We start from the raw sequence: 25,196 nt of genomic DNA, 5'->3' as shown, positions 1-25,196 counted from the left end.
TTTTTTGGCTAAAATCAAGTTCTTTCCACTCAGCACAAAGGCTGGTTTTTTTCCCTTGACATTTTTCTCGTTGTTTGCGATATTGAGTATTAGCTCTCGCCTTGACTCTCTATCTTAATTTTTTGACGAGGTTAATAGTGCTTTAAGCTTTCAAACTATTCTTTTTTCTAGGTTCAGTTTTTTGCCTTTAGTTCGCGGTTGTTTGAACCGCTTCTCTTCTGGCGCTTTATTAATGTATCAACTCTCCCCAGGGTTGTCAAGCGTTTTGCGAAAATTTTTTTGACTTTTTTTTGAACCTATACACACCAAGGCTTTTGGCTCTTTGTTTCCCATCCTGCCTCCGCTGGCTGACTCCTCTTTTAACTATGGGGTCTTTTTTTTTTGCAAGATGGGACTTTTGGGGGGAGTATCTACCGCGCATGGGTAGAAGAACTCCGTGGTTCAACATGATGGGGGTTACTTCGAGTATGGGTAAGGCACAGTTAGAATGTAAGGTGTAAGGTGTAAGGCTGCATCATGGGTTAGGATGGCAGAATCAGGCTAGTGCATGAGTCATATATATTAAGTGGTATCTGCATTTCTTGGACTTTACTGAGGGAAGTTCGGGTCTCAGATTGAGCCGATCGCCCTTAACAATTCCTCTGAGTCAAAATCCAGAAGTTGACACGACACGGTACTCTAACCCTGATTCAAACTCCCAGGAATCGATGCCAACAAATACAGTCTCCTGAATTACAGCAACCCCAAAATACCTTCAGTTACGCCAGTTATGACCCTTTGATGATCGAGCGCGAGTTGGTCTCCTCAACATCTACATCTAAAAAGTGCAAGTGACTCTCTTCCTCAGTATTGACAGCAATCACCAAACCTCTATTCCCCCAAGGAGCGATCGCCCGCGGTGAGGCGGGGCTGCTAAAACTGCCTACTTGAATCCCTTGACTGTTTAACACTTCTATCTGCCCCCCAACATCTGCCAACACCCATCCCCAATTAGCCACACAAGCAGACACGGGCAAACTTTCAAGGGGAATTCGCGCTACCTTGAGGGGCCACAATTTCATCAACAGCACCGCCGCTTTACCACCTTGGGGAATTCCCAGCAAAGTATAAGGCTCAGGTGTCAACAGCATCTGTCCGACGCTGGCAGACAACCGCACAGAACCCACCGGCGTGCCGCGGCGAGTGTAAACTCTAAAAATAGTTTGGGGATTTTTTGGTTCGTTGTCCGGCCAAACTGCTAAGACGTGTCGCCGATCCAAAAACATTAATTCTGGTAAATAGTGTTCTGGTAACGGCACAGTAGCGATCAGCTTCAGCGCTTTTTTCTGATCGCCCGCAGTGCTGTTCCCAGCTAAAGAATAAAAACGCAGTTCGCCGGGAACCGCTACTGTCAACCAGTTGGCGTGAGAGTCTACAGCAGCTTTAAAAGCATCTGGGCCTTGCCTCAAACCCATATCCAGCAAACATTGAGGCTCCCAAGAGCGCTCATTGAGCCAGTAAAGTGTTTGCGGAGTGAGAACGCAGCAGCCGTGGGAACTCGGTAAAATGCCACGCACAATTTCCGCCATTAATGAAATAGAAGTAGACATTTCTCCTGTAACTAGCTGTTTTCCCGGCTGAGACCAAACCTTGACCTCTGTACCTACAGCAGCATATAGATACGTTTCAGTGGCAATTAAAGCGGTCAACGGTGCAGGAAGTATCAGTGGCTTTGGCTGCGAAAGCGAATAGCGCACAGTCCCAAGTAAATTAATAGCCGACTGTGAAGCTTTTTCCTCTTCAACTTCCAGCAAAGAGTCAGTTTCCGACTCCAGACTTTTATCACCACTGGTTGTGGGGCTTTCCCACGGAATAATGCAGTCGCCCAATTGCCTAACAGCGGGGTCGTACATGATCAGTCGCAGAGCTTGAGCCATTTGGGAAGCACTGGCAAAACGCCGGGCTGGCAGCTTTTCTAAAGATTTTTTAACTATTGCTTGCAAAGGTTCGGGGATGGCGTCGGGAAATTGCAAACGTTGATTCAGGTGCGCCCACCTCAAGTCTCCGGGGGTTCCCCCGAAAGGGCGGTAGCCCATGAGCAATTCAAACAGCAGAATTCCTACTGCATATATATCTGACATCGGGGAAAAAAGACCGTAAAACCGCTCAGGGGCCATGTAAGCGGGGGAACCTACGGTAGCGTCGGGAGAAAGTTCTTGGTGGAGGCGAGTGGTACCAATTTCTGGCAGCCGACGCGCGATGCCAAAGTCAGACAGTCGGGGCGACCAACCTTTTGCCCCTAAAGTGAGGAGGATATTTTCGGGTTTGATGTCGCAGTGAACTACGCCTCGCCGGTGGGCGTAGTCTAAGCCGGCTAAAACTTCCATGACTAGCTGCAAACCTTCAAGCAGACGCAAGGGGCGGTCTTGTTTGAGCAGGTTGCGGAGGGTTCCTCCCTCGCAGTAGTCCATAACCAAGTACCTGCCTGTAGCTGTGTGTTCTAGAGCTCGGCAGGTAACAATATTCGGGTGCTGCAAGGTGATCAGAAACCACAGCTCTCGCAAGAATTCGCTAGTTGGGGCTTTTTGATGACTAAGTTCTTTGAGAGCAACCAGTTGGCTGGTGAGGCGGGAGTCCTGGGCGGGAGCTTCTCGAACGCTGGCACAAAAGACTCGACCAAATTGTCCTTGTCCGACTAGCCCTAAAATGCGGTACTTAGAATGTTGCATCGGTCTAATTATAGAAAAAGCTTGAGCTAGTATTAAAATATGTAAATAATTCTGACAATAATTCAAATTTTTGAATCGCTCGCCAGGTACAGCCTATGTTATCTCAGGTTCATTCTCCGCCTCCTTGAGAGCGATCGCACACTCGCACCTACTAAAATCCTTGAAATTAGGAATCACTATCAATCTTGCCGAATGCCGGTACCCGCTCGGGAACTACCCGTGGCTGCTATTTTAGTCGATCGCGACTATTACAGTTTTTTCAATGCCATCCAGAAAGTATCTAAGGTTTTAGCTTTTCAAGGCTAAGCTGGGGAATCGGGGCGAGCGAACAGCGATATGACCAAAACAGAAGTGTGGTTATGCCATAGGGGTTAGAGAGCCAGAAGCCCATGCTGTCGTCAAGGCATCTTAACCTTTTTGAGTGTTAGCCAAATTTTTTTGCGCTTTGAATAAGTTGATCGTAACTTGCTAAATAGTGAACTTGACAGGAGCAAACATCAATATGGTTAAAATTATTAAACTCGATCCAATTGCGGAGGAAATAGCAGTTGAAACCCGATCAAATATCCTGTCGGCCTTACTTTCCAAAGACTTAGACGTTCTCAAGGAATGCGGGGGGCGGGGAATGTGCGCTACCTGCCATGTTTACATTAAAGAAGGCATGGAAGGCTTGTCCCACATGAACCGCCGCGAGAAAAGGACGTTGGAAGTCATTACTACGGCTAAAGCCAATTCGCGACTTGCTTGTCAGGCTCAAATTATGGGCGAGGGTGTGGTTGTACAGTTGCCTGCGGGGATGTACATTAATGCTATTGAAAATGTCGAAGCTCTGATCGGCCGCCGGGCCCAGCAAGATTTATTACACCCCATTACGGGTCAAGTAGTTGTAGAATCAGGAAAGTTAATTACTCGTTCTATTGTTACACAGCTTAATGAAACCCGCTTTCAAGTAGGACAATATTTAGTTCGGACTAAAGAAGCTTAAAACTGATATGTTTGTATTTTAGTAGTAGAGAAAAATCTATGTTGAGCCAACTTGCGCGTTTGAGCACGGAAGCAGACGGACGCTACGCCAGTGCAGAAGAACTCCAATTTTTGAAAGACTACTTTCAGTCTTTGAATCACCGGATGAGTGCTTATAAAAAACTTCAAGCCTCTGAAACAGAAATTATGCGGCAAGTGGAAGCACAAATGCAGTCTCTAGATCCTAGTTTATTTCGGCGGGGGGCTAACGATGTGACTGAAAAGTGCCGTGGAGATATTGTGCGGGTGTTGAGGCATTCGGCGGCAGCACTATTGATTAATGATACGGAACGATTGCGCGATCGGCTACTACTTTGGTTGCAAACTATTTTAGGCGCTGTTCAAGTTAGAAATAGTGCAACTGTGACCTACGATGTGATGAAAAAGGTTCTCAAACAATATCTCACGGTGGAAGAAAGGAACCTATTTTTTCCGATTCTGGACATCAACCGCACTTTACTAGGCAAATAATCAAGGGGGTTGACAAGTTAACGCCGATAAACTGTGCCGTTAGGAAGAGTGGCTCCAATTAACTTGGCTCCCGTCAAATCTGCCTCAGTGAGAATGGCTCCCCGGAGGTTGGCTCCTGTCAAGTCAGCTTTCTGCAAGTTGGCTTTACTCAGGTTAGCTTTGCTCAAGTTAATTTCATGCAGGCAAGAATTAGAAAGGTCGGCATTGAGCAGGTAGGCTAGACTCAAGTTGGCTTTGCTGAGGTTGGCCCCGCTCAAGTTAGCTTCCATCAGATAAGCACCGCTCAAGTTGGCTTCGTTCAACAATGCCTCTGCCATATTAATTCCAGTTAAAAGTTTGCGGCTCAAGTCTACACCGCTGAGGTCTGCCCCGCTGAGGTTAATACCGCTTAAGTGGCTGCCATTCAAAGTAATGTTTCTCAGATAGGTTTTGCTGAGGTCTGCTTTGCACAAATTGGCTCTATCCAAGCAAGCTTCGCTAAGGTCTGATCCAATCAAGCACGCGCCGTTTAAATAGGCTTGAGTGAGGTTAGCTCGCCTGAGATTAGCTTTCAACAGGTTGGCTTTGCTGAGGTTAGCACGGGTTAAGTTGGCTCCGGCTAGGTTGGCTTTGGATAATTCGGCTCCGGTAAGCTGTGCTTCGGTCAAGTCTGCCTCTTTCAGACTCGCTAGACTTAAGTAAGCATCTTTGAAGTTTGCCCCGTTGAGATTGGCTTTAATCAGATAGGCTTTACTGAGATTGGCCTCGGTGAGAACGGCTTTGGTCAGATTAGCGGCGCTCATATCTGCACCTATGAGATTAGCATGGGGAAGATTTGCTCCGGTCAGGTTTGCCCAATTCAGATGAGAGCCTGCTAGGTTGGCGCCGGTGAGATTAGCACCGATGAGATTGGCGCCGCTCAGACTGGCTGCCATGAGGTTGGCGCCGGTGAGATTGGCTCCGCTGAGGTCAGCTTTACTGAGATTGGCTCGGCTCAGATGGGCTTTGGTGAGGTCGGCCCCGCTGAGGTTGGCACCGATTAAATAGGGTCGTTGCTGGTGTTGGTTGAGATTTGCCAAAATTAGAGTTGGGGCATCGCTGGAACGGTATAAATCGATCGGACTCAACACAATGCCGCGCAGATTGGCCAGTCTAAAATCTCTTTCGCCGGCTGCATATCGAGTTAGAAGTTCATTGGCGTCCATTAAGTTCTAGCAAAATGTTTTAGGTTTTGATTGCTTTTAAATTTTATGAGTTTCTAGAGTAAGTTATGAAGTTTATAGCTGCTAGTTATAATCTGGTTTTATGTGAATTGCTAAAACCAGATTTTTTAACTCAGGAGCTTTTTTATAATTTAACTCACAGTTTTGATGATACGGTCGATAATATGGGTGCGAAACAATCGATTTGACAGCTCTTAGCAACAAAGTAATAGCTGTCAAATCAGTCACTTTTGTTGAAAAAGTTGGCTGAGAATAGCTTCATGGTCTTTTCCTTCTTCGACCATAGAATCCCCCGGTTGTAGGCGATCGCGCAGCCCTAAAATAAATCGGTTGCAGTCCGAACCCAATGATTCGCAGGATGTTTGCAGACAGTGAAGTTCTCGACCCGTAAGCTGACTAAAGAACGCACTTAAAATACCTGCTTCTAAAAAACAGGCGGGTCGCTTAGACTTGGGTGCGGTTTTAGCAAAAAGAGAGTTAGCAATTTTTACTATTAAAAATCCATGTTCGGAATAGCTGGGGTCGAACTCAAATGTTCCCCATCCATGAGTTTTCCAACACTGCTGCAAGGACTGAAGAAATTCTACCATTTCCATTTCAGAAACTGGCTGACCGTAGTATTCGCTGACTTCTTCGCAAAAACGCACGTAGAAGTTTTTACCCCACCAGCGACCGCAGTTGAAAAGCACGAGGCGGGAGGCTTGGCCTGTTTCTTGTTCTAAGCCGATATAAATGGCTTGAATCAGTGTTTCTGGGAGTGCTAAGAGCCGATCGCCCCGGCGGTTTTCCAGGAGGCCGAGTTCGAGGTCGCCTCGGACGTAGGCATCGCTGGCAAAGTAGTTTCCAGGGAGTCGGGGCTGTTTGAGTAAGTCGGCAATATTAATCATCGGAAATTGGGAATGGGGAATCGGGAATTGGAAATTGGGAGGAAAGCTGATTATTTCTTACTTTGGTCAATAATAATTGACTGTGCTTGGTCGAAAAATGGTTGCAATATAGCCCGGGCTTGCTCGGAAAGCAATTCTTTTAAACGAGTTTGCAGCAGATTGCAAACAGTTGCTTCGATATTGTGAGTTTGGTGGGCTTCGACTATGCCGGAAAGCCAGTCTACAAGGCGCTGTTCGAGAAAATTTTGATCGTTCAGCAGCATAGCCATAGCGCAGTACCGCAAGACTAACACCCAGTGTTTGAGCGATCGTTCTAAGGTTTCTTGTTTTTCGTCGGGGAATGTTTCTTGTAGTTTGTTGGCTACTGGTTGGAAGATACTTGCTTCCTTCTCTCGCAAAAATTCGTAAATTTTTAAGCGCTGGACAAGGGTTACAGCTTGACGCTTAAAAGCTAGGAGTTCTTCGCCTTTTAAAAAGCGGTTTTCTGCCTGATCCAGCAGCGCCTCAATCTCTGGGTGCATGATTTTAATTAAGTGGTAATCGGTAATTGATAAAAGGAAGGAAGTTCGGGAACGAGCAATGTACGGGATTTAACAGATTTAACTAATGGATTTTGAAGGATGAGGAAAGAGGGGTGAGGGAAGATGGATGAGGGATTGCCCTATTTTTTATTTTCCATTCCCTACACAGATTAAAACAGGTCGAATAGGTCATCTATGGTGACTTCTGCTTGTTCAGAAATAGAAATTACTGGCAAGGGTGGGGGTAAGGGTAGGGCACCTACTTCCGGAATTCCTTCCCAAGAAATAGCTTGAAAAAAGTCTGCTACTGGCTGGGTTAAACTCAGAAGTTGACCGGGGGTCGAGCCATTTGGGGTTTCTAAAGATTTTCCCAGCCAATTATAGTGACCAAAGAATTCTTGGACAGATTGGTCCAACCATGAAGTTTGACTTTTCATCTTTCTTCCTGCCTGGAGAAATCCACCATCGCACTTTCGATCGCGAAATTGGTGGGAGGAAAGGCAGGGCAGGGGATGTGCCTTTCCAGGTTGTTTACCGCAATATTTCACCGTGTTGCAGTCGATTTTGAATATCGCGGGCGTTGGCACCTTCGTTGAGCCAGAATGCTGCTGCATCAATTTTATCTGGGTTGCCAAGCAGGAACTTGCAATAGGTTTCTCCCATTGAGTAACATTGGAGTTCTATGCAGCTCAGAGGCTTTTTGACTAAAGAGCCGAAGAAACCGGCGAACAAACCAGCGTATAGGTGACAAACGGGTTTGCCTACGTCCCCCAATGTGCGAGCAACTGCTGAGTCAAAGAGGTTGATGAAGATGCAGCCGTGTTTGCGATCGCTCATGTCCACTTCCCAGCGACCCCAACCTTGAGCCGTGAAAGGCCACCACCAAGTTTCTAGCAGAAACATGAGATTTGACTGGCGAATGTTCTGGCTGTATTCGGCACTAAACCATTTTTGAAAAAATTCGGAATCTTGGAGTCCCCACTGGCAACCAATAGTATACATGATGACAGAGGACGCGGGGCCGACTTCTTCTTCGAGCCCCTCCACCAAACCGATAATGAAGTCTTCGCTGGTAAAAATGTTGCGCGACTCATTCCAGTCGTCAATTGTACCCATCTGGCGATCGAAGGCAAAAAAATCCTGAAACCTATAGTGGCTGTGAGTTGTAGGATGCTTTTGCTTCAGTAGCGATTCGCTGTGAGGGGAGATTTCTTTTTTGGCGGTAGAGACCATTGGCGGGTTATTCCTTTTTGGTGTAGTTTGGTGAAAATGAGAGTCAAATAGACTGGCCTGTGTATCCAATTTAACTTTATTTTTCTAAAGGCAGGTACAGGGTATAATTTTTTACTGCAATATAAAAATTAAAAATTCTAGGATGCTAAATTTGGGGGCTTGTTGGGAGTTCTGCCTTCGGACAACTGCTCTCTGAGTGCTAGCAAAAGTGGGTATAACCTTAAACGGCTATGTGTTATCGTTTTGTGCAAGCTGTCCAGTATATATATAGGGCATATGGGGATGAAAAATCACGCTTGTATTGCAATAGGCATCAATCAATATCAGTTACTCCAGCCTTTGAGTTATGCCCAAGAGGATGCAGAGGCCCTGTACGGTTTTTTGACTGAGGAGGCGGGTTTTGCGCCGGATGGATGTCTGCTGATGACCGATAACTCGCCGTCGCTGTGGGGTCAATCTACATATCCAAATCGGGAAAATATTCTGAGATTGACCCAAAGCCTCTGTGCGGAACATGTGCAACAGGGAGATTTACTCTGGTGTTTTTTTAGTGGCTACGGTGTCAGCTATGAAGGTAAGGATTATTTGATGCCGGTTGACGGCAATCCGGCTGACATTCAGGGTACGGGGATTCCAGTAGAGTTGCTGTTGAATACTCTGAAAAACGCTCCTACGGAAACGGTATTGGTGCTGGTTGATATGAACCGCAGCCAGATTGTGAAAGCGGGGGAAACGATCGGCTCTCAAACGGTCGAGCTGGCGCGGGAACTGGAAATCCCGACGGTGCTTTCTTCCCGGCCGAATCAAGTTTCGCGGGAAACTTCGGCTTTGCGTCAGGGGTTTTTTACGACGGCGCTTTTGGAGGGGCTACGATCGGGACAGTGCATGACAATTAAGGGTTTAGACCGTTTTTTGAGCGATCGACTGCCGGAGCTGTGTGACCACCATTTGCGTCCGAAACAAGAACCTTTGATGGTGGTGAATCCTCCGGGAAAGGCTAATTTGGTGATTTTGCCGGATGCTTCAGGGGTACCAACTGCTGCGTTGGCCGGACGCAACGGCAATATGACGGTTGGTACGGGTGATGGTTTTGATCGCCCGCAAATGGCGACGGCTACGGGTCGAATGGATCTGCCTCCGGCAGTTCGCAACGCTCAGGATTCGTCGGTTGAGGTGGCACCTGTGTCGCAGCCAAATGCTGTGGCCCCTGCTGATCGGGGGGGCGATCAGCCGAACTTGCAAAAGCCGGAGGATGAGCATAACGGGGGCTCGGATAAGTCATTTTTGCAGCAGCTAGTTTTGTGGAGTTCAGCTACGGCTTTGGTGCTGCTGTTGGGTGTTTTTGTGACCAACAAATCAATTTTTATTGGTCAGCAGGAGGGAGATCCTCGATCGCCTGCGAAAAATGCCCAAAACTCTGGATCTCAAAAATTTACTGGTACTGGGGGGTCGCAGAACCAACCGCGGGCGGTGCAAGCAGGGGCTGGAACCAAGCAGCCACCATCCAGCCAGCAGGTGTGGGCTGAGGCGAAAACTTTCCTCAAGGATGGTTCGGCTTCTAGTTTTAATAAAGCAGTGGTTAAGGCTCGAACGATTCCGGCTAGCGATCCGCTCTACCCGCAGGCTCAGCAGGATATTGAGCGCTGGAGTTTGACAATTTTGGATATAGCTAACGGGCGGGCGGCTCGGGGCGATTTCCAGGGGGCGATCGGGGCGGCTAAATTGATGCCTGATGTCAATCAGCCTGTTTACAATCAGTCGAAACAGGCGATCGCTCAGTGGCAGGAGCTATCCAAAGACCAGGATGTAAATGCTGCTTTGCTATCGGCTGCTAAGGGTCAAATTAAGCGGGGGGTTGCCTCTTCTTACAGTAAAGGCATCCAGCAAGCTAATAAAATAGAAGCCGGTCAGCCTAAGTATGAAGAAGCTCAACAGTTAATGGGAGAGTGGAGCGAAAGTATTCTCAAAATTGCTCAGTTGCGCGGCTCTCAAGGAAAGCTGAAAGAGGCAGTTGAAGCTGCTTCGCTGGTGCCGTCGGGTACTAAGAGTTATCAGCGGGCTCAGAAGGAGATCGCCAATTGGAAAACTAAGCTGCAACGCCCGAAAAAAGGTTGATTTAGTTGATAATTTCTCGGTTTCCCACCGGGAAATTATCTTAGTGACTGACCAACAGGGGTCGTTCGCTCGATCGATACCTCTTGATACTGCAAAAAAAGACCTACATACCGATAATTTAAAACCAATAATTTTTTTTATTTACCATTTCCCCTCCCCAGCTTCTGCGCGAGGGGATTTTATATGCTCCTTGGTCGGTTTGTTTTTGTAGAGTGAAAGATATCGTATGAGCTGTTAATTCTGGTTGCATAATAGTGGCATAATTTGGATGTTCTTTTGTGGATGGAATCATGAGACCGAAGGCGTGTATTTTAGAATGCCTAACCCTACTCACCACAATAATTCTCACATTGTGCAACGCCTATCAATTAATATCTTTAATTAACGTCCAGAGTTCCCTTAACTACCGGGTCTACCGTCAAATATGAGTTTTTTTGACCATAAAAATGGCTGTAAATATATATATTTTAAATTATAAATAAGTTCTAACTAAGTTAATTATAAGGCAACTTAAAACAGTTAACTTTTCTATTTCATCACGTAGGCTTATCAGCTTAATCTAGAGTTGATTTTAACTGGAGTGACCAGCCAATAGGGATATATAGAATTGCTATCTAAGGCAAATGGCTAAGGCAAAATCGCCTTAAAAAATCGGGTAGGCAGAGTTAATTCTTTTTATCCCTCTTTGTGAGCTATTAGGGGCGCTCGACGGATGGAAGACTGTTTAAACTGGTTCGGTTTTAAAATTATTAGCAGTGACCGATCTGTTATGAATTATACAAAATAAGCCGTTACTGGGTATTCTCGCGTCGGAGCGATCGCCCCCAATGAATTCAGGAAACAGATTTACCCCCACACAGCACAAAATATCTGGATTCGCAAGCTACAAGTCTTCGTTGGCAAGGATCTCGCAAAGCTGCCTTAATTAACACAAATAAGGGGTTTGTAAGAAAATCCAAAAAATATTTCCTTGACAAACAAGAATAAAAACTTGCTCGCTTATTGTAGCCCCGGTAACAACACGTATGCCTGAAGTTATAGTCCACAGCCAAGTCTACGGGAGGATCTAAATCAATAGGGTGATGTGGCAGTGTCTGGGTGTTAAGAGGGGCGATCGAAGAGGAATGTTCCAGCGATCGCTTTCCAATCGGGGAGTCTAAAACCTAGGAAGGGAAGGAGTTGGAGACAATGCTGAACTTTTTGAGTTCAGGAAAGTAGCGTTAGCACTAAACTCTGCCGTATTGTGGAAATCGAGCCAAATTTGTAACAGTTCTTAACTATAAATAATTCTGCCAAAACTGCTAGCATAGTGACACTTTTGCTAGCAAAAACAGATAAAGTAAATAAAGTTGGCTAGCTCTAGAGGCCCCGATCCCCATCCTGGGGAAGTTGAATCAATTTGATTCATACCAAGTGGTTTTAGAGTTACAATCGGAACCAAAGCATCGCTATTTAACTGAGTTCTTTACTTACTTTTACTTTCAGCTATGAACGTGGATTTTATCAAAGCCCAAGTCAGGTTGCTACAGGGTGCAAGTTCATCGGAGCGAGAAACCCTTATTAAAAACATCGGCGTCTGTGCTGGCGTGATCCGACCCGGAGAGTACGTGACTCCGCAACGGAAGCACGCCATCACTCTTTGGCTCCAAACAAATGCGGTTCGCCTCAGGCTTCCCCAACTTCCTCTGGACTTATCCGGCCAAAAGCCTTAACAGGGAAGTAATCAAGAGGTAGCGACAGAATCAAAGAAATTAGTCAATCTTACCTAAAAGTGCTTTTTTATTGAGCTGTACAGGATCAATGAAACACGATTAAGATTGAAAAAATGTTTGTAGGGAAAGTTGGGCTCGAAAACACGCCTGTGGACAAGAAGCGGCCGACCGCCTTGGTAGAAGCAGGAAGTGAGCGTCAAACCTGCTCTAAAAGTAGATTTGACTAAGTTTCACAGAACGGATTATTGTGCACAACTATAACCTGGGTTATTTGCTTTTAGATTTGAGATTCACGATTTAGCTCGTATTGGATAAATAGGCTATTTGTGGATCGCCTGAAAAATTATCCTATTCAATAGGTATAACTAATTACAGGGGCAGTCATTGAGCTGCCCTTACTTTTGAACCCGAGGGAAAACGCTGCAAGTTACAATAAACGCATCTACTTAGAGATAGAGTTTAGGTAAACTCTCATGTAAGCTGCAGCGCCTCTATATTATCTGTTATGTTCGACACGGGGAGAGGGGGAGAGGATTTGACGAGCTTTAAAAGGGAACTAATATCATCAAACAGAACGAGTTATTACAATTAACTTGCTTTCTAATATATTTTTCCACAAAAATACCGTGAGCAAAAAACAAAAATTTCCTTATTTAGTGGGTTCCCGATGGACTTCACACCAAAAAACTTGGGGGTGGCGACACTTTCAAGTGGTAAACCGAAAAAACGAAGGTAAATGGGTATTTGCAGAAATGGTGGCGGCTTGCGATCCAAATGTTCGTTTTTGGCTCAACGCCGCACAACTCAAAGACCGATCGCTCTGGCAAGCTGGATGGCAGTCTACGCAAGAATTAGAGGAATTAGAAACAGCAGACTAAAAGACAGCGCTATGGGGTAGAGTGAGGTAGACAGGGGTAATGACTAATGGCAACAGGGTAAAATAATGAAAAAAAAGTTGTGTTATTGGTGTGTTTGCTAGTTAGTGCTGCATTGGGCGGTGGATTTTCCGAAGTGTCATCGCAACCAAGGCGATCGATCGCAGCAAAACTCTGTCTGCCGATATTCCAACTCCTGCAGCGGACTTGTCCGGCCTAGCCCTTACCTTACAAGACTTGCCCGCAGGTTTTACAGAGATGCCACCTGCCACAATCAAAAACATAGTCAGCCGTACCCCAAACTTTACACCACCAAGCGTGTTTGGTTATTAGAAGAACGATGAGCAGCAGTTTCAAGTAGTCACAGCATTTACAGCGCAACTGCCCAACCGGAGCGATCGAGCTAAATTTGATGCTGAAATCCGTGAAGGGAGTTTTGCACAACAGTTCTCCCAAGGTTTAAACAGTAGTAGTAACAAGGAATTTCAGTTTGCTAATCTTACCGCCTTAACCTTAGAAGACAAGATTGGCGAGGTATCGGCCGGGTGGACAACTCAAGGAAAAATACAAGGTGTAACCATGAATGTCGAACTCGCGCTGTTTCGGCGGGGAAAAATAGGAAGTTTTATGGCGATTATGTATCTCGACGGCAGCAAACCGAGTGTAACGATTAGCTCAGCCGCGCGCCAACTTGACAGCCGCATCATGGAATTGAAACCCGACTTAACTCAACCGCAATAAGTCGGGGCTGCAAGCTGTAAAAAAAATCAGTTTTCTACCTGCAGAAGAGACTTAGATTAGTTCAACTAAAAAAACTCGTGCACAAATAGCAGATAAACCAGGTTTTTATGGTATTAGTACCGATGAATATCACCAGCAATTTTAGTCGATAGAACCCGGCTTCTGCGTCCAGAAATGATATCATGTCTGTTGAATTGCTCGTTATAAAATTTGGTAGCCCGGTTGGGGCGGGTTTATAAATATTGTGGATGTGAATTACAGATTGTTGGTGAAACTCGCCCCAAGAAGTATTGTGGTTAATTAACCGGACATGATATGACTGAGAAGAAAGAGCTTTGTTGCCAGTAAATTATACCGAAATACCTATGTATGCCTCTGTTTCTCTGTAAAAAGCCTGCAAGATTTACAACAAAGTACCCGTTGTCAATGACCATTCGTTCACGATTGAAGCCGGAGAAATGTTCGGTTTCCTATGTCCCAACGGTGCAGGAAAATCGACACAATTCGGATGCTGACTACCCTGACTAAGCCCAGCAGCGGTTAAATCCAGGTAGCTGGATATGACGTGATGTGGCAAAGCTTGCAAGTGAAACAGTGCATTAGGGTCTTGCTCCAACAAATCAGTGTTGATAATTAGCTTTTAGTATGGGAAAATATTGAGTTTCACGGGTCGATGCACCACATTCCACACTAGATACGGCAACAGTTAATTAAACAGGGGTTGGAATATGTAGAATTAGCAGAAAAGCGAGATGATTTAGTAAAAAAAGTGGGGAGGGGGGAATGAACCAGAGGTTGCAAATTACCAGAGGACTTTTGCACGAGCCGCAAATCTTATTTTTGGAGGAAGCGACGTTACTGTTAGACGCGCAAAGGCGGTGATTGTGGGAAATTATTCGAGATTTGAACAAGCAGGGAATGAAAATGCTGTTGACAACGCATTATATGGATGAAGTGGAGTATTTGTGCGATCGCATCGGCATTATAGACGGCGGCAAGTTAATTCAACTGGGAACGTTGGCACAACTGCGACAGCAACACGGTCAAGGGTTAGTGATGAAAAAAATAGGCGTTCGCTGGAAATATAAGTTTTTTCCTACTCTGGAAGAAGCTAATTTATATCTGGATTGCAAAATGATAAAAATGGAATGAGCGTTCTTCCTTCTAATTGAGAGGATGTTTTTGTATAATAGCTGACTGGCAGACAGTTAGATTGATAAATAGCTAATGGCTAAGTTCGATACTTTAACGTGGAAAATTGGCGATTAACACTGCTATTTATTTAGCCAAAATATCGGAAGCCCGGGAAGCAAAAAAAGTTTAACGCTCTACTTCTAGGGGCTAGGTGCACTATTACGCACCCTATATATAAATTTTATGCGTTCCGGACTGAGAGAAAAAAAATAAAAATGAAAGAGTTAGGTTTTGTCCCTCAACCTAACCTACACTATTAATCATTTGTGTAAGGGGAAGGTTTATTACCAATTCTAATTATTCACGACACGCAAGTTAGTGAGATACGGAGAGCTGTTGTTTTCCTGATTACTTCTTCTTTCTTGCTTCCTCCTTCTTCTTTCAACGTCCCAATTTCTAATTACTAATTCCCAAATGACTCGCTTAGCCACAACAATAGAAGCCATACTTTACCTAAAAGGTCAGCCAGTGTCGATCGCAGAAATTGCCGAGATTGCCAAGTGCGATCGAGCGGAAGCCGAAGACGCCATCATCGAACTCATGTCTGACTCATCCCGCCGCGACAGTGCTTTAGAAGTCGTAGAAACCCCCACGGGATACAGCCTGCAACTCAGAGAAGAGTTTGCCAGTTTAATGCAAACTTTAATACCTCCAGAATTAGGTGTTGGAGCTTTGCGGACGCTGGCTGCGATCGCCCTCAAAGGCGGCATCGCTCAGCCAGATTTAGTTAACTTGCGAGGTTCAGGAGCTTACCAACAAGTGCAGGAACTTGTAGAGATGGGTTTCGTCCGCAAAAGGCGACCGAGTGAAGGGCGATCGTATTGGTTACAAGTTACCGATAAATTTCATCGGTACTTTCAAGTAGACCAACTGCCAAAACAATTGCAAATAGACTTTCAGGCAAATTTGTACCCAAGCAATGACGAGTAGTTTGAAGTAGAATGTAACCAGCCAGAAATTAAGAATCGCCAAATGGTTTTTCACCCTGACTTTGACAGTTCCAATGCCCAACAAACCGCAGTCAATCCACTGCTGAAGTACCTCCAACACCAATCCCCGGAGGTTCTAGCCCGCGTCGCCAAGTCCGTCAGCCCAGAAATCAGAGAAATTATCTCTCATAACGTTCAAGGACTTGTCGGCGTCTTGCCTTCAGAAAATTTTAACGTCGAAATTACCACGGACCGCGAAAACTTAGCAGGTTTGCTAGCTTCAGCGATGATGACAGGCTATTTTCTGCGACAAATGGAGCAGAGGATGCACCTAGAAGAAAATTTAGCAAGCACCAGCTCGATTCCACCAAACTCGCCCAAAGACAAGTAAAAAGATCAACGGGTTGGGGAAGTCAGAAAGATGAAAGTTGTTCAGAAAAATCCATAATCCTGAATCATGGAGGCACAGGGAATTAAGAAACCGGGCTGTTAACCGGATATCCCTGGCGCTACACCGACGATTTTGGTGAAAAAATCCGGTTACTGCTTTCAGGACAGGACTATAAAGCATCACATTTATCTTTCATCCTCCACCGTTTGCAAATACATACCAGTTTCACAAAAGAATGCAACTGTAAGCAAGCTCCAAATCCTTATCGAGTGAGTCATTCCCTATTCTTTAATCGAACCTCGAAAATTGTATTACCCGCCGGCCGGGCTACCCGATAGGGGAAAAGCACCCGGACGTACTTTAATTTTCTGAACTTGACCCAAACGGTTAATTTCCACTTCTAGTTCTTTGCCCACCACAGTGCTTTCCACCCGTTCTTGCACATCCCCGGGAGTGTTCACCGCAATTCCGTCAATTTTTTGAATGACATCTCCGGCGCGCAAGTCCGCTTTTTGAGCGGGGGAATTTTCCACGACTCGCGTCACGGCTACGCCTTGATCGAGGGTAATTTTATTATTATCGAGCTGTTTGTTGAGTTCTGCCTTGGTGGCAGCAGTTAAGCTGACCATTTGAATGCCGAGATAGGCGTGTTCGGCTTTACCATTGGCGAATAACTGATCGGAAACTCGTTTGGCGGTTTCGATCGGAATTGCAAATCCCAAGCCCTGAGCGTCGGCGCGAATGGCGGTATTGATGCCAATTACTTCGCCTTGGTCATTGAGTAGCGGCCCGCCAGAATTGCCGGGGTTGATGGCGGCGTCGGTTTGGATGAAGCGGACTCGCTTGTCGGGGATGCCGACTTGGGAACTCGATCGACCCGTAGCGCTGATAATGCCCACAGTCACGGTATTGTCTAGACCTAAAGGATTGCCGATCGCGATCGCCCACTGTCCCGGTACAATATTGTCCGATCGACCCAAAGCCACCTGCGGCAGTTCCTTAGCATTAATCTTAACAACAGCGACATCCGTCAGCGGATCGACTCCCTGCACCTTACCCTCAAACTCGCGGCCGTCTTTGAGTGTCACCTTGACAGTATCCGTCCCGGAGACAACGTGAGCATTAGTAACGATGCGACCGTCAGAAGTGAGAATAAACCCGGAACCAGTACCCCGCTTGATGCGTTCTTCAGGCTGCGGTAAATTGTCTCCAAAAAACCGACGAAACAAAGGATTTTTGAAAGCTTCCGGCACTTGATTCGCCACCTTGCTTGATGCGTCAATCCGCACTACAGCCGGGCCGACTTTTTCGGCTGCTTCAGCAATAAAATTGGGATTGCTGCGATCGATCGCCCGATTTTCCAGAACTGGAGGAGACGCATAGGGGGGAATTTGCTGGCGCACTACTGGCAAAACCAATCCGGTTTCCAGATTGTTTGAGCCTTGTAGATAGCGATTTCCCAACCATCCCATACCTCCGCCGATTGACAGCAAAGTCACATAAAGGGTCGTTTGCTTAAAAGATAAACTCATTTAATAACTCCTGCTAAATACCTCATCCCCGCAGACACGTTCCGAATCCACCATTTTTGTCTTGGCGACGGGAAGGAAGCGGGGCGGGGCGTACCGCTTCCTCAAGAACATAGCTGTTAACAGGCAGGCGCTGATAGGCATCACAGGCAAAAATTGCCGGATTTTCCATCAGCGATTAAAACTAATAATTCTCATCCTAACTTGGCTTAGCCTGGGATTTACAGTCTGGGGGGTGGCTAGAGTGTTCAAATATGCCGTTTCACTCGACTAGACAATTGTCAATTGTCCGAAATAAATACTTTTTTCTCTACATTATGAGGTTTAAACGCTTATTGCTGTTGATTTCTGCACTACTTTGGTCGATCGCACCCGTTGGGAAAACGGTGGCAAATACCCAGATCCCGCCTGCAAATCTTCCTTCAGGTACACCTGTAGAAAACCCTGACCCCGCCCGCGATTGCCCGAGTCCGGCTATGTCTCGGTTACGCCGCCACACTGTGGCCCAGGGCGAAACAATAGAAAGCATCGCGCGGCAATACAATGTGATTCCTGGGGCGCTGATCGGCATAAATCCGACGTTGCGGGGCGGTCGAGTATCTGCTGGAAGTGCGATCGTCATTCCTCCGTACAGTGGCATCGAGGTAGAAGTGCCTGCGGGCTGGAATTGGCAAAAACTGGCAGAAGCTTACAAAGTGCGCGCAGATTTGCTATTTGAGGCGAATGGGTGCAGGCCTTTGGGGAAAACGGTGTTTGTGCCAGCGGTGAATAGGTCGATCGGGCCTTCTATCAATCCCGATACAACGCCATCGGTGCAAGGATTTCCGCTGCCCGCCCCAGCAGTGGAAGCTTTGCGTTACGGGCGGCAATTGCATCCGGCGCGGCGCGAATTTTTTTTCCACAGTGGCGTAGATTTTTTGGCGTCGGAGGGTACGCAGGTTTTAGCAACGGGCGAGGGAACTGTCGCCTTTGCCGGGCCGCAGGGAGATTACGGGAATTTAGTTGTGCTGAACCATCAAGCAGGGAAGCAAACGCGCTACGCTCATTTGAAAGATATTGCCGTAAAAGTCGGTCAAAAAGTACAGTCGGGAGAAGTTTTGGGAACTGTCGGGATGACGGGAAAACGGGACATTCCGCAAGCTCATTTGCATTTTGAAGTTCGGTACAATTCGGGTTTGGGTTGGGTTGCTGAAGACCCGCTGCTTTATTTGCAAGCGACTATTAAAAAATAGGATAAAAAATAGGATTGGCGGTTGAAGAAGCAATTCAACCGCCCAGATTCTTTTGTGTTGCATGATTTAGTAAAAGCCCGTGGCGAGATTTGAACTCGCGACTTCCTCCTTACCAAGGAGGTACTCTACCCCTGAGTTACACGGGCATAAAAGATTAAAAATCCTCAATTAAAATTTCAACTTTTAATTTTTAACTTTTAACTTTTATGTAAGTTGTGGTGGGCCGGGCTGGATTTGAACCAGCGTAGGCGTAGCCAGCGGATTTACAGTCCGCCCCCATTAACCGCTCGGGCACCGACCCATTTGTACCCACAGTTAAACATCCTAGCAGCTTCTTCTTTTTTTGCAACAATACATCAGAAACTCTAATCCAAAGTAGTGAAAATATAAGTTAAATCTGAGAATGGCATCGGGAAGAGGGCATGGGGAATGGGGAATTGGTAATTGGTAACTCATGACCACAGTCAACACTCAACACTCAACAGACAAGTGACTAATTCACTAATTCCCCGGTTTCTTGCAGGGAGTGCAGGCGGCGGTAAATACCTTGTTGGCTTAAAAGTTCTTCATGGCTGCCAACTTCGACGATTCTACCGCCGTCGAGTACGACGATCGCATCGGCTTCGCGAATTGTACTCAGTCTGTGGGCAATAATTATGGTGGTGCGCGTACCGAGGATATTCTGCATGGCTAGCTGGATCGATCGCTCGCTTTCATAATCCAAACTAGAAGTAGCCTCATCAAAAATTAACACATCCGGCTCCACCAACAGCGCCCTCGCAATCCCCAACCGCTGCCGCTGACCGCCGGACAACCGCATTCCTCGCTCCCCGACCACGGTATAGTAACCTTGGGGCAACAGTCGCACAAAATCGTCTACCTTGGCGATGCGACAAGCATCCTCAACTTGCTCGAAAGTTGCATTTCTGTTTCCGTAAGTCAAATTTTCCAGCAAAGTACCGTTAAAAACGTCTACTTCTTGGTGGACAATCGCTAAACGCTGCCGGTAGCGAGTCACGTCTAAGTTGCAAATGTCTTCGCCGTCGATCAGAATGCGGCCGGAGTTCGGTTCAAAGTAGCGAAACAGGAGTTTAACTAAAGTTGATTTCCCGGAACCCGATCGCCCGACTAATGCTACAGTCTGACGGGGATGAATCAATAGATTCACATCCTGCAAAACGGGTTTTTGACTGTCGTACCCGAAGGTCAAACCGCTGAGCTCAACTTTGCCGGTAAATTTATAAGGCGACGCCGATCGAGCATTTTCTGCTAAATTAACCGCATCAACACCGTCTGGCGTTTGCATAAACTCGTGGAACCGGATCATAGAAGAATAACGCCGCGCCAATAATTCGGCGATAATGCTAATCGGACGCAGTTGGGAATATGCCATGCTTGCCAGGGTGTAGACGGTAACAAAATATCCGAGGGAAATTTTGCCTGCAACCGTGGCGGCTAGGCTAAAACCAAGAACAGAAAACAAACACAACTGGACGATCGTCTGCTGGTATGTCCCCAGGGTGACGTATCCTTTGTGAATGCGGTTGATCACGACTTTTAATTCGCGATCGAGTCTGGTGGTTTGCCTTTTGAGTTCATCGCTTTCTGTCGCAAAAGCTTTGACTGTTTTGATGTTGGTGATAATTTCCGAGTTGCGGCTTTCGGTATCTTCGATGTATTCATCCAGAATTTCTTCCCGCGCAGTCACCTGTTGCAGGCCTTTGAGGGTGAAACTGAGGATAAATAGGAATGAAACCAAAATTAATAAGCCAATCCGCCACTCAATTAACCAGATAACGGCAAAAATGCCGATTAAGCGGACGACTTCGGGGATGAATTCGCCGGCAATTTCTGGGTAAGTCCAAGTATGGTTGGCAATGCCTTTGGCGATGCGGCTGGCAATCCGTCCAGCGTTGTTTTCGTCGTAGAATTCTAGGGGTAAGGTGAGGATTTTCCCGATCGCACTTCTCATTTGATCGCGCCTTGCCCTCAATGGTATCGCCCAGTGGAACCAATTTCCCACCCAAGGCTGTACCGGTGCCTTGGCGACTGTTACCAGAAAAATTATGCCCAGCAAGACGGATAGCGATAATATTTGGTTGGGTGAGTGCTGGGTAACAGAGGCGATCGCTGTTATGAGTTTTTGGGTTACGGTATCTGTAGGTTGACCCGACAATACGTTTAATATTTGACCGATCGCGTAGGGAACAAGCAAATCGGCTAGTGCCAAAACGCTGGATGCGCCTATGCTGTAAACTGCTATTTTCCAGTAGCGACTGTAGTATTGGAAAATGTCCTGAAAGCTTGCCATAAATTCTTGTTGAGATACAACCCTTGCAAATACTTGCATCTAAAATTGCGCTGTCGGCGCGCTTTGTTTACAAGTGTACTACAAAAGTAGTTGATCGGGGAGTCATCTCGGCTCATGCTAGCGACTGGCCCGATCGGGTGATTTATGGCAATCCTTCGATGATCAGCAATCGATCTGCATTCCTGGGCAATAAACTCAAGACTAAGGGTAAAAAAATGCAAAAGACAGAATTTTTCTTAAATTCTGCCTTCTGACCAAGCTTTCTAATTTTTACGTTTGAGTAGCCTGTTAGCTGAAGGTGTAGGCTGATTGCAGCGCCCACCAGATCAAGAAGCCGATTCCGCCGGCAATGACAATCGCCGACATGGCGATCGCAATTGGGCTGTCAGCTCCCTTGAACTTCATGATTCCGCGATTTAAATCTGACATGACAGTGTTCTCCCACAATTCCAGCTTGATTGTAGCTTTGCCGTCGGCGGATGGCTGTGACTCTTCACGGCAATTACTGATTTGGTTAATAATCTGGCTGCTGAAATTTCAGGTGGGGACTGGCTTTGGGGGTTTTTACGGGGTTTGTGAAAAAAACTTACTAAAAAGACTTGACAAATTCCGAGAATTGAGACAATATTGTTAATACCGCAGGAAATGCGGGTGTAGCTCAGTGGTAGAGCGTCACCTTGCCAAGGTGAATGTCGCGCGTTCGAATCGCGTCACCCGCTTTAGAAAATAAAAAAAGTAACAAAACCGGAAAGTAGATCAAGAAAGTTTTCGGTCTACTCCTAAGGATGGTTGAAAATACCTAAGTTAGTGGTAAGATTGAATGCAGAACTTGCAAGTCAAAATTGCCGATCGGACGATATCTCGGAATAGGCAGTTGAAAGCCTTGTGATGGCGGAATTGACAAGTTTGATAAAGTGGATAGGTTAACGATTATTTTTGTAAAAACGCTTTTTTTATCCGATCGCTAGTGCCATCTCAAAAAGCTCCAAAGATTGACTTAAACGATGAGTACCCCTGTCCTTGCCGACGCCGGGGTCGTCTAGTGCCTATAACGTTGACAGAAGCCTTTGGATGCAACCGCTGTCAACAAATATTTGTATTGGACGAAAGTGGATACGTGATTGAGCAACTATCAACGAACTATCCTTACAAGCAGGCTTGGCGGTGGACGGGCAACCAGTGGAACAGAGCGCATCCGGGTTTGAAGGCCCATTACTTGCCACTGGCTTTGGGTATGATATTGGTGCCGCTAGTGATTTGGTTGCCCTTGGCGCTGCACTCGCCGGGCCCGAATATTATTCTGTGGGCAATGGTCGCCGTGCTGCTAGCAATGTTGCCGGCGCTGATGGTATGGCTGGCTTATAGGCGTTAGCTAGATGATAATAGAGGATTTTACCCATTCGTCAGATGCCGCAAATGTGGCGCGTCGCGCTTACCAAGCTTCTTTGGAGTTGGCTACGACAAAGAGTGCTGATCGCGCTGCAGGTTTGCAGGCGATGGCGGGCGCGCTGAAACGGCGGCAAAATGACATTTTAGAAGCAAATACTCTGGATCTAGAAGCGAGTCGGGACATGGCGATTCCCGAGTTGATTGTGGAGTGGCTGAAGCTGACGCCGGAACGGATCAAGACAACTGTGCAAATTCTGGAACGGTTGGGGGAAATGCCAGATCCGATCGGCAGGGTGATCAATGCTTCTTATCAGGTCGATCGCTGTCAGGTTTACTGTCAGTCGCTACCACTGGGGGCGATCGCTCTTATTTACGAAGCGTTTCCCGAATTGGGGGCGATTGCAGCCGGTTTGTCTCTCAAAAGTGCTAACAGTTTGATTCTTAAAGGTGGCAGCGAAAGCTGGCAAACTAATACTGTAATTGGAGAAGCTTTGGTGTCGGCGATCGATGAGGTCGGTTTGCCCTCAGGATGTTTGCAGGTACTGCCGCCGGATCGGGGCGCTTCGATCCGAGAATTGGTCACTCAAGACCAGTATCTCAATTTAATTATTCCCTACGGCAGGCCAAGTTTGGTGCAGCAAGTAGTAAGGTTATGCACAGCACCAGTTTTGAGGTCGGCAATGGGAAATTGTTACCTTTATTGGTCACCTACTGGCAGTTTGGAGATGGCTAGGTGGATGATTTTGGACAGCCATCAAAGCGTTCCCGATCCTGTTAATGCGATCGAGAAAGTGCTGATTGATCGCAACCAAAAGCCTTCTTCCTTAGTCAGGCTGTGGAACAGTTTAAAAGAAAAAGGCTTTCAAATTAGCGCTGATGCGGATCTCGTCGCCGATTTCCCAGACTTGAAGCTGGCGGAACCATACGAGTGGACTCAACCGTATTTAAACAAAACCATCGCGTTTAAAGTTGTCGATAGTTTAGAGATTGCGATCGGCTGGATCAACCGCTACAGCAGCGGCCACGCTGACTGCATTGCCACTGAATCTTACTTAGAAAGTCGCCAATTTGCTCTGGATGTTAACAGCGCCTCAACTTTTATTAATGCCTCACCTCGGTTTTGGCGCTATCAAAATCGGGGAGATGCGATATTTTTGGGAATGTCCAACCAAAAAGGTTATCGTCGAGGATTGATCGGGTTAGATACGCTGACGACAATCAAAGAAATTGTTCAAGGAAACGGACTTTTTTAATTTTACAGGTTATTTAGGATTGGTTATTGAGATTAAACCCAATTGAAAAGTGGGAGAGTGTTATCGATAAGTAAGCCTTTAAGAGGTGTTCCCAAATTATTTTTATAGGATACAATAATATCTTGGTACAAAAATTAGGCAGCCTTGATCTAAAGCAATTTGATCACAAGCTCCCGGATAGCCACAGTGGAGACAGATAAAATATCCGCAGCCTGACAATAAGCCGCCGGATTTATGTGTGGGTTCCATCTAAAAGTGGGTAGGGGATCTAATTAAATTTAGAAACTTATTAAGTCAGATGAAAATACTCTTAGCTATAACATGAAATCCGAAAAATTACTCCATACTCTAGAGAAGACGGCAACGCCTACTTTAGCCGCAGAAACGCTAATTCATCACTCGGTATATACAAAAAAATTGCGTCCGCTGCTTCCCTCAGATGCCTTTGAACCCGATACCAGCAAGTTAGCAATACTATTCATCAACGCTGCTATTTTATTGCTGGGGTGGGGAATTGCTGCTAATCTCGATCGCTGGCCTGTCTATCTTTTATGGCTTTACTTACCTTTAGCCGCGATTATGGGCAATAGTATCATAGTTTTGCTATTTAGCTCCCACGATTTGATGCACGGTAGCGTTCAGAAAAAGTCGCGCCTCACTTATCCGATCGCCTTTTTGGGGCTAAATATGCTGTTCATGCCGCCTACTCAGTGGAAAAATCTGCACAACCTCGTACATCACAATAACACGAATTCTTTGGCAGACCCCGATCGCAACTATCTGTACCAGCAACCAGATACTTGGGGAAAATGGATTCAAAATTTGTTTGTACCGTCAGTTGAAGTCAATCCGCTGTGGTTAATTGTAGGGATGGCCGGTTCGTGGTTAGTGCATAATTTCCGCAATCTTACCTCGGTACTGTTATTTAATGATAAATCAGTGGATTATGTACCGGCTGCTTTTACAGTTAGTGCTAAAGATAGAGGGGCGATTGCCTTTGAATGTGTGGGAATTTTAGCCATTCATGCGAGCATTTTGTTCTACTTAGACTTTCATCCGCTAAAAATTGCTCTCAGCTACATTTTGCCGATCGCAATTGGTCATGCAGGAGCAATGTTTTACATCTATACCAATCATATGGGTTGTCGGATGACCGACATTAATGACCCGCTGATTAACAGTATGTCAGTGCGGGTTCCTAAAATATTTGACCTGCTGCATTTAAATTTTTCTTACCACACAGAGCATCATATTTTCCCCAGCATCAACTCAGATTATTATCCGATGGTGCAAGAGTTGTTGCAAATTCACTATCCCAATCGCATGAATTTAATCGATGCTGGTAAAGCTTGGCGGTTGCTGATGCAAACACCGCGACATTATCAAGATGAGGTCACCTTCACAGATTCGTCTGGTACAATGTGCGTGAATTGCTCGATCGCTGAAGACTACAAAAGCTGAGAATGGGCAAAGGAATTTT

General features: G+C 46.1%; 23 protein-coding genes and 3 tRNA genes. 14 read left to right on the top strand and 12 right to left on the bottom strand.

Annotated features, from left to right (window positions below):
- Positions 1-767 precede the first annotated feature (767 nt).
- Positions 768-2,708, bottom strand: coding sequence for a serine/threonine-protein kinase (locus QT994_RS21240; RefSeq protein ID WP_333177856.1), 1,941 nt, complete (start codon positions 2,706-2,708; stop codon positions 768-770).
- A 502-nt stretch (positions 2,709-3,210) separates the two neighbouring features.
- On the opposite strand from QT994_RS21240, the gene QT994_RS21235 reads away from it, so the two are divergent.
- The gene (locus tag QT994_RS21235; protein ID WP_333050499.1) at positions 3,211-3,693 is read left to right on the top strand and encodes a 2Fe-2S iron-sulfur cluster-binding protein; all 483 of its coding nucleotides are present in this window, start codon (positions 3,211-3,213) and stop codon (positions 3,691-3,693) included.
- A 38-nt stretch (positions 3,694-3,731) separates the two neighbouring features.
- Positions 3,732-4,202 (top strand): phycobilisome protein, encoded by a 471-nt coding sequence (locus QT994_RS21230; RefSeq protein WP_333050500.1) that lies wholly within the window; start codon positions 3,732-3,734, stop codon positions 4,200-4,202.
- A gap of 17 nt (positions 4,203-4,219) precedes the next feature.
- On the opposite strand, the gene QT994_RS21225 is transcribed toward QT994_RS21230, so the two are convergent.
- The 5 genes from QT994_RS21225 to QT994_RS21205 form a co-directional block, all read right to left on the bottom strand.
- Entirely contained in the window at positions 4,220-5,386 is a 1,167-nt protein-coding gene (locus tag QT994_RS21225; RefSeq protein ID WP_333177854.1) for a pentapeptide repeat-containing protein, read from the bottom strand.
- Positions 5,387-5,628: 242 nt separating this feature from the next.
- Positions 5,629-6,291 carry a V4R domain-containing protein gene (locus QT994_RS21220; protein WP_333177851.1) on the bottom strand — a complete coding sequence of 221 codons (663 nt, stop codon included), beginning with the start codon at positions 6,289-6,291 and terminating at the stop codon, positions 5,629-5,631.
- Between the two features lie 50 nt (positions 6,292-6,341).
- A complete protein-coding gene (locus tag QT994_RS21215) occupies positions 6,342-6,812 on the bottom strand; it encodes a phycobilisome protein (RefSeq protein WP_333050503.1) in 471 nt (156 codons plus the stop codon).
- A gap of 170 nt (positions 6,813-6,982) precedes the next feature.
- Positions 6,983-7,249 (bottom strand): hypothetical protein, encoded by a 267-nt coding sequence (locus QT994_RS21210; RefSeq protein WP_333042386.1) that lies wholly within the window; start codon positions 7,247-7,249, stop codon positions 6,983-6,985.
- A 94-nt stretch (positions 7,250-7,343) separates the two neighbouring features.
- The gene (locus tag QT994_RS21205) at positions 7,344-8,045 is read right to left on the bottom strand and encodes a V4R domain-containing protein (protein ID WP_333050504.1); all 702 of its coding nucleotides are present in this window, start codon (positions 8,043-8,045) and stop codon (positions 7,344-7,346) included.
- A gap of 282 nt (positions 8,046-8,327) precedes the next feature.
- Here QT994_RS21205 and QT994_RS21200 point away from each other — a divergent pair, with 282 nt between their 5' ends.
- The 3 genes from QT994_RS21200 (at position 8,328) to QT994_RS21190 (ending at position 12,750) form a co-directional block, all read left to right on the top strand.
- The gene (locus QT994_RS21200) at positions 8,328-10,160 is read left to right on the top strand and encodes a caspase family protein (RefSeq protein ID WP_333177848.1); all 1,833 of its coding nucleotides are present in this window, start codon (positions 8,328-8,330) and stop codon (positions 10,158-10,160) included.
- Between the two features lie 1,487 nt (positions 10,161-11,647).
- Positions 11,648-11,872 (top strand): hypothetical protein, encoded by a 225-nt coding sequence (locus QT994_RS21195; protein ID WP_006635912.1) that lies wholly within the window; start codon positions 11,648-11,650, stop codon positions 11,870-11,872.
- A gap of 626 nt (positions 11,873-12,498) precedes the next feature.
- Complete coding sequence (locus tag QT994_RS21190) at positions 12,499-12,750, top strand: TIGR02450 family Trp-rich protein (RefSeq protein ID WP_242725377.1); 252 nt, start codon at positions 12,499-12,501, stop codon at positions 12,748-12,750.
- Positions 12,751-12,851: 101 nt separating this feature from the next.
- Here QT994_RS21190 and QT994_RS21185 read toward each other — a convergent pair whose 3' ends face one another.
- Entirely contained in the window at positions 12,852-13,031 is a 180-nt protein-coding gene (locus tag QT994_RS21185; protein ID WP_333177847.1) for a hypothetical protein, read from the bottom strand.
- A gap of 295 nt (positions 13,032-13,326) precedes the next feature.
- Here QT994_RS21185 and QT994_RS21180 point away from each other — a divergent pair, with 295 nt between their 5' ends.
- The 4 genes from QT994_RS21180 to QT994_RS21165 all read left to right on the top strand — a co-directional run bounded on the left by QT994_RS21180 (position 13,327) and on the right by QT994_RS21165 (position 16,002).
- Entirely contained in the window at positions 13,327-13,488 is a 162-nt protein-coding gene (locus QT994_RS21180; protein ID WP_333177846.1) for a hypothetical protein, read from the top strand.
- 882 nt (positions 13,489-14,370) lie between these two features.
- Positions 14,371-14,640 (top strand): hypothetical protein, encoded by a 270-nt coding sequence (locus QT994_RS21175; RefSeq protein WP_333177844.1) that lies wholly within the window; start codon positions 14,371-14,373, stop codon positions 14,638-14,640.
- A 456-nt stretch (positions 14,641-15,096) separates the two neighbouring features.
- Complete coding sequence (gene scpB, locus QT994_RS21170) at positions 15,097-15,612, top strand: SMC-Scp complex subunit ScpB (protein ID WP_333177842.1); 516 nt, start codon at positions 15,097-15,099, stop codon at positions 15,610-15,612.
- A 42-nt stretch (positions 15,613-15,654) separates the two neighbouring features.
- Positions 15,655-16,002 (top strand): DUF760 domain-containing protein, encoded by a 348-nt coding sequence (locus tag QT994_RS21165; RefSeq protein ID WP_333048940.1) that lies wholly within the window; start codon positions 15,655-15,657, stop codon positions 16,000-16,002.
- A gap of 311 nt (positions 16,003-16,313) precedes the next feature.
- Here the strand turns inward: QT994_RS21165 and QT994_RS21160 are convergent, their stop codons facing one another.
- Positions 16,314-17,534, bottom strand: coding sequence for an HhoA/HhoB/HtrA family serine endopeptidase (locus QT994_RS21160; RefSeq protein ID WP_333177840.1), 1,221 nt, complete (start codon positions 17,532-17,534; stop codon positions 16,314-16,316).
- 251 nt (positions 17,535-17,785) lie between these two features.
- Here QT994_RS21160 and QT994_RS21155 point away from each other — a divergent pair, with 251 nt between their 5' ends.
- Positions 17,786-18,763, top strand: a complete 978-nt coding sequence (locus QT994_RS21155) for a M23 family metallopeptidase (RefSeq protein ID WP_333177838.1) — start codon at positions 17,786-17,788, stop codon at positions 18,761-18,763.
- Between the two features lie 74 nt (positions 18,764-18,837).
- On the opposite strand, the gene QT994_RS21150 is transcribed toward QT994_RS21155, so the two are convergent.
- From QT994_RS21150 to QT994_RS21135, 4 genes are all read right to left on the bottom strand, one after another.
- A tRNA-Thr gene (locus tag QT994_RS21150) sits at positions 18,838-18,909 on the bottom strand.
- A 70-nt stretch (positions 18,910-18,979) separates the two neighbouring features.
- A tRNA-Tyr gene (locus tag QT994_RS21145) sits at positions 18,980-19,064 on the bottom strand.
- 192 nt (positions 19,065-19,256) lie between these two features.
- Complete coding sequence (locus QT994_RS21140) at positions 19,257-21,074, bottom strand: ABC transporter ATP-binding protein (protein WP_333177835.1); 1,818 nt, start codon at positions 21,072-21,074, stop codon at positions 19,257-19,259.
- Positions 21,075-21,362: 288 nt separating this feature from the next.
- Positions 21,363-21,503 carry a hypothetical protein gene (locus QT994_RS21135; RefSeq protein WP_333048933.1) on the bottom strand — a complete coding sequence of 47 codons (141 nt, stop codon included), beginning with the start codon at positions 21,501-21,503 and terminating at the stop codon, positions 21,363-21,365.
- Between the two features lie 218 nt (positions 21,504-21,721).
- Here QT994_RS21135 and QT994_RS21130 point away from each other — a divergent pair.
- The 4 genes from QT994_RS21130 to QT994_RS21115 all read left to right on the top strand — a co-directional run bounded on the left by QT994_RS21130 (position 21,722) and on the right by QT994_RS21115 (position 25,177).
- Positions 21,722-21,793, top strand: a tRNA-Gly gene (locus QT994_RS21130).
- Positions 21,794-22,041: 248 nt separating this feature from the next.
- Positions 22,042-22,446 carry a hypothetical protein gene (locus QT994_RS21125; protein WP_039888086.1) on the top strand — a complete coding sequence of 135 codons (405 nt, stop codon included), beginning with the start codon at positions 22,042-22,044 and terminating at the stop codon, positions 22,444-22,446.
- A gap of 4 nt (positions 22,447-22,450) precedes the next feature.
- Positions 22,451-23,716, top strand: coding sequence for a glutamate-5-semialdehyde dehydrogenase (locus tag QT994_RS21120; protein ID WP_333048932.1), 1,266 nt, complete (start codon positions 22,451-22,453; stop codon positions 23,714-23,716).
- A 321-nt stretch (positions 23,717-24,037) separates the two neighbouring features.
- Positions 24,038-25,177 (top strand): fatty acid desaturase, encoded by a 1,140-nt coding sequence (locus QT994_RS21115; RefSeq protein ID WP_333177833.1) that lies wholly within the window; start codon positions 24,038-24,040, stop codon positions 25,175-25,177.
- The last annotated feature ends 19 nt before the right edge of the window (positions 25,178-25,196 follow it).

Source organism: Microcoleus sp. S13_B4 (genome assembly GCF_036700885.1).
In the GTDB taxonomy this organism is placed as follows: Bacteria; Cyanobacteriota; Cyanobacteriia; order Cyanobacteriales; family Microcoleaceae; genus Microcoleus.
The sequence above is the reverse complement of the archived record's forward strand: the minus strand, read 5'-3'. Positions and strand labels throughout refer to the sequence as shown.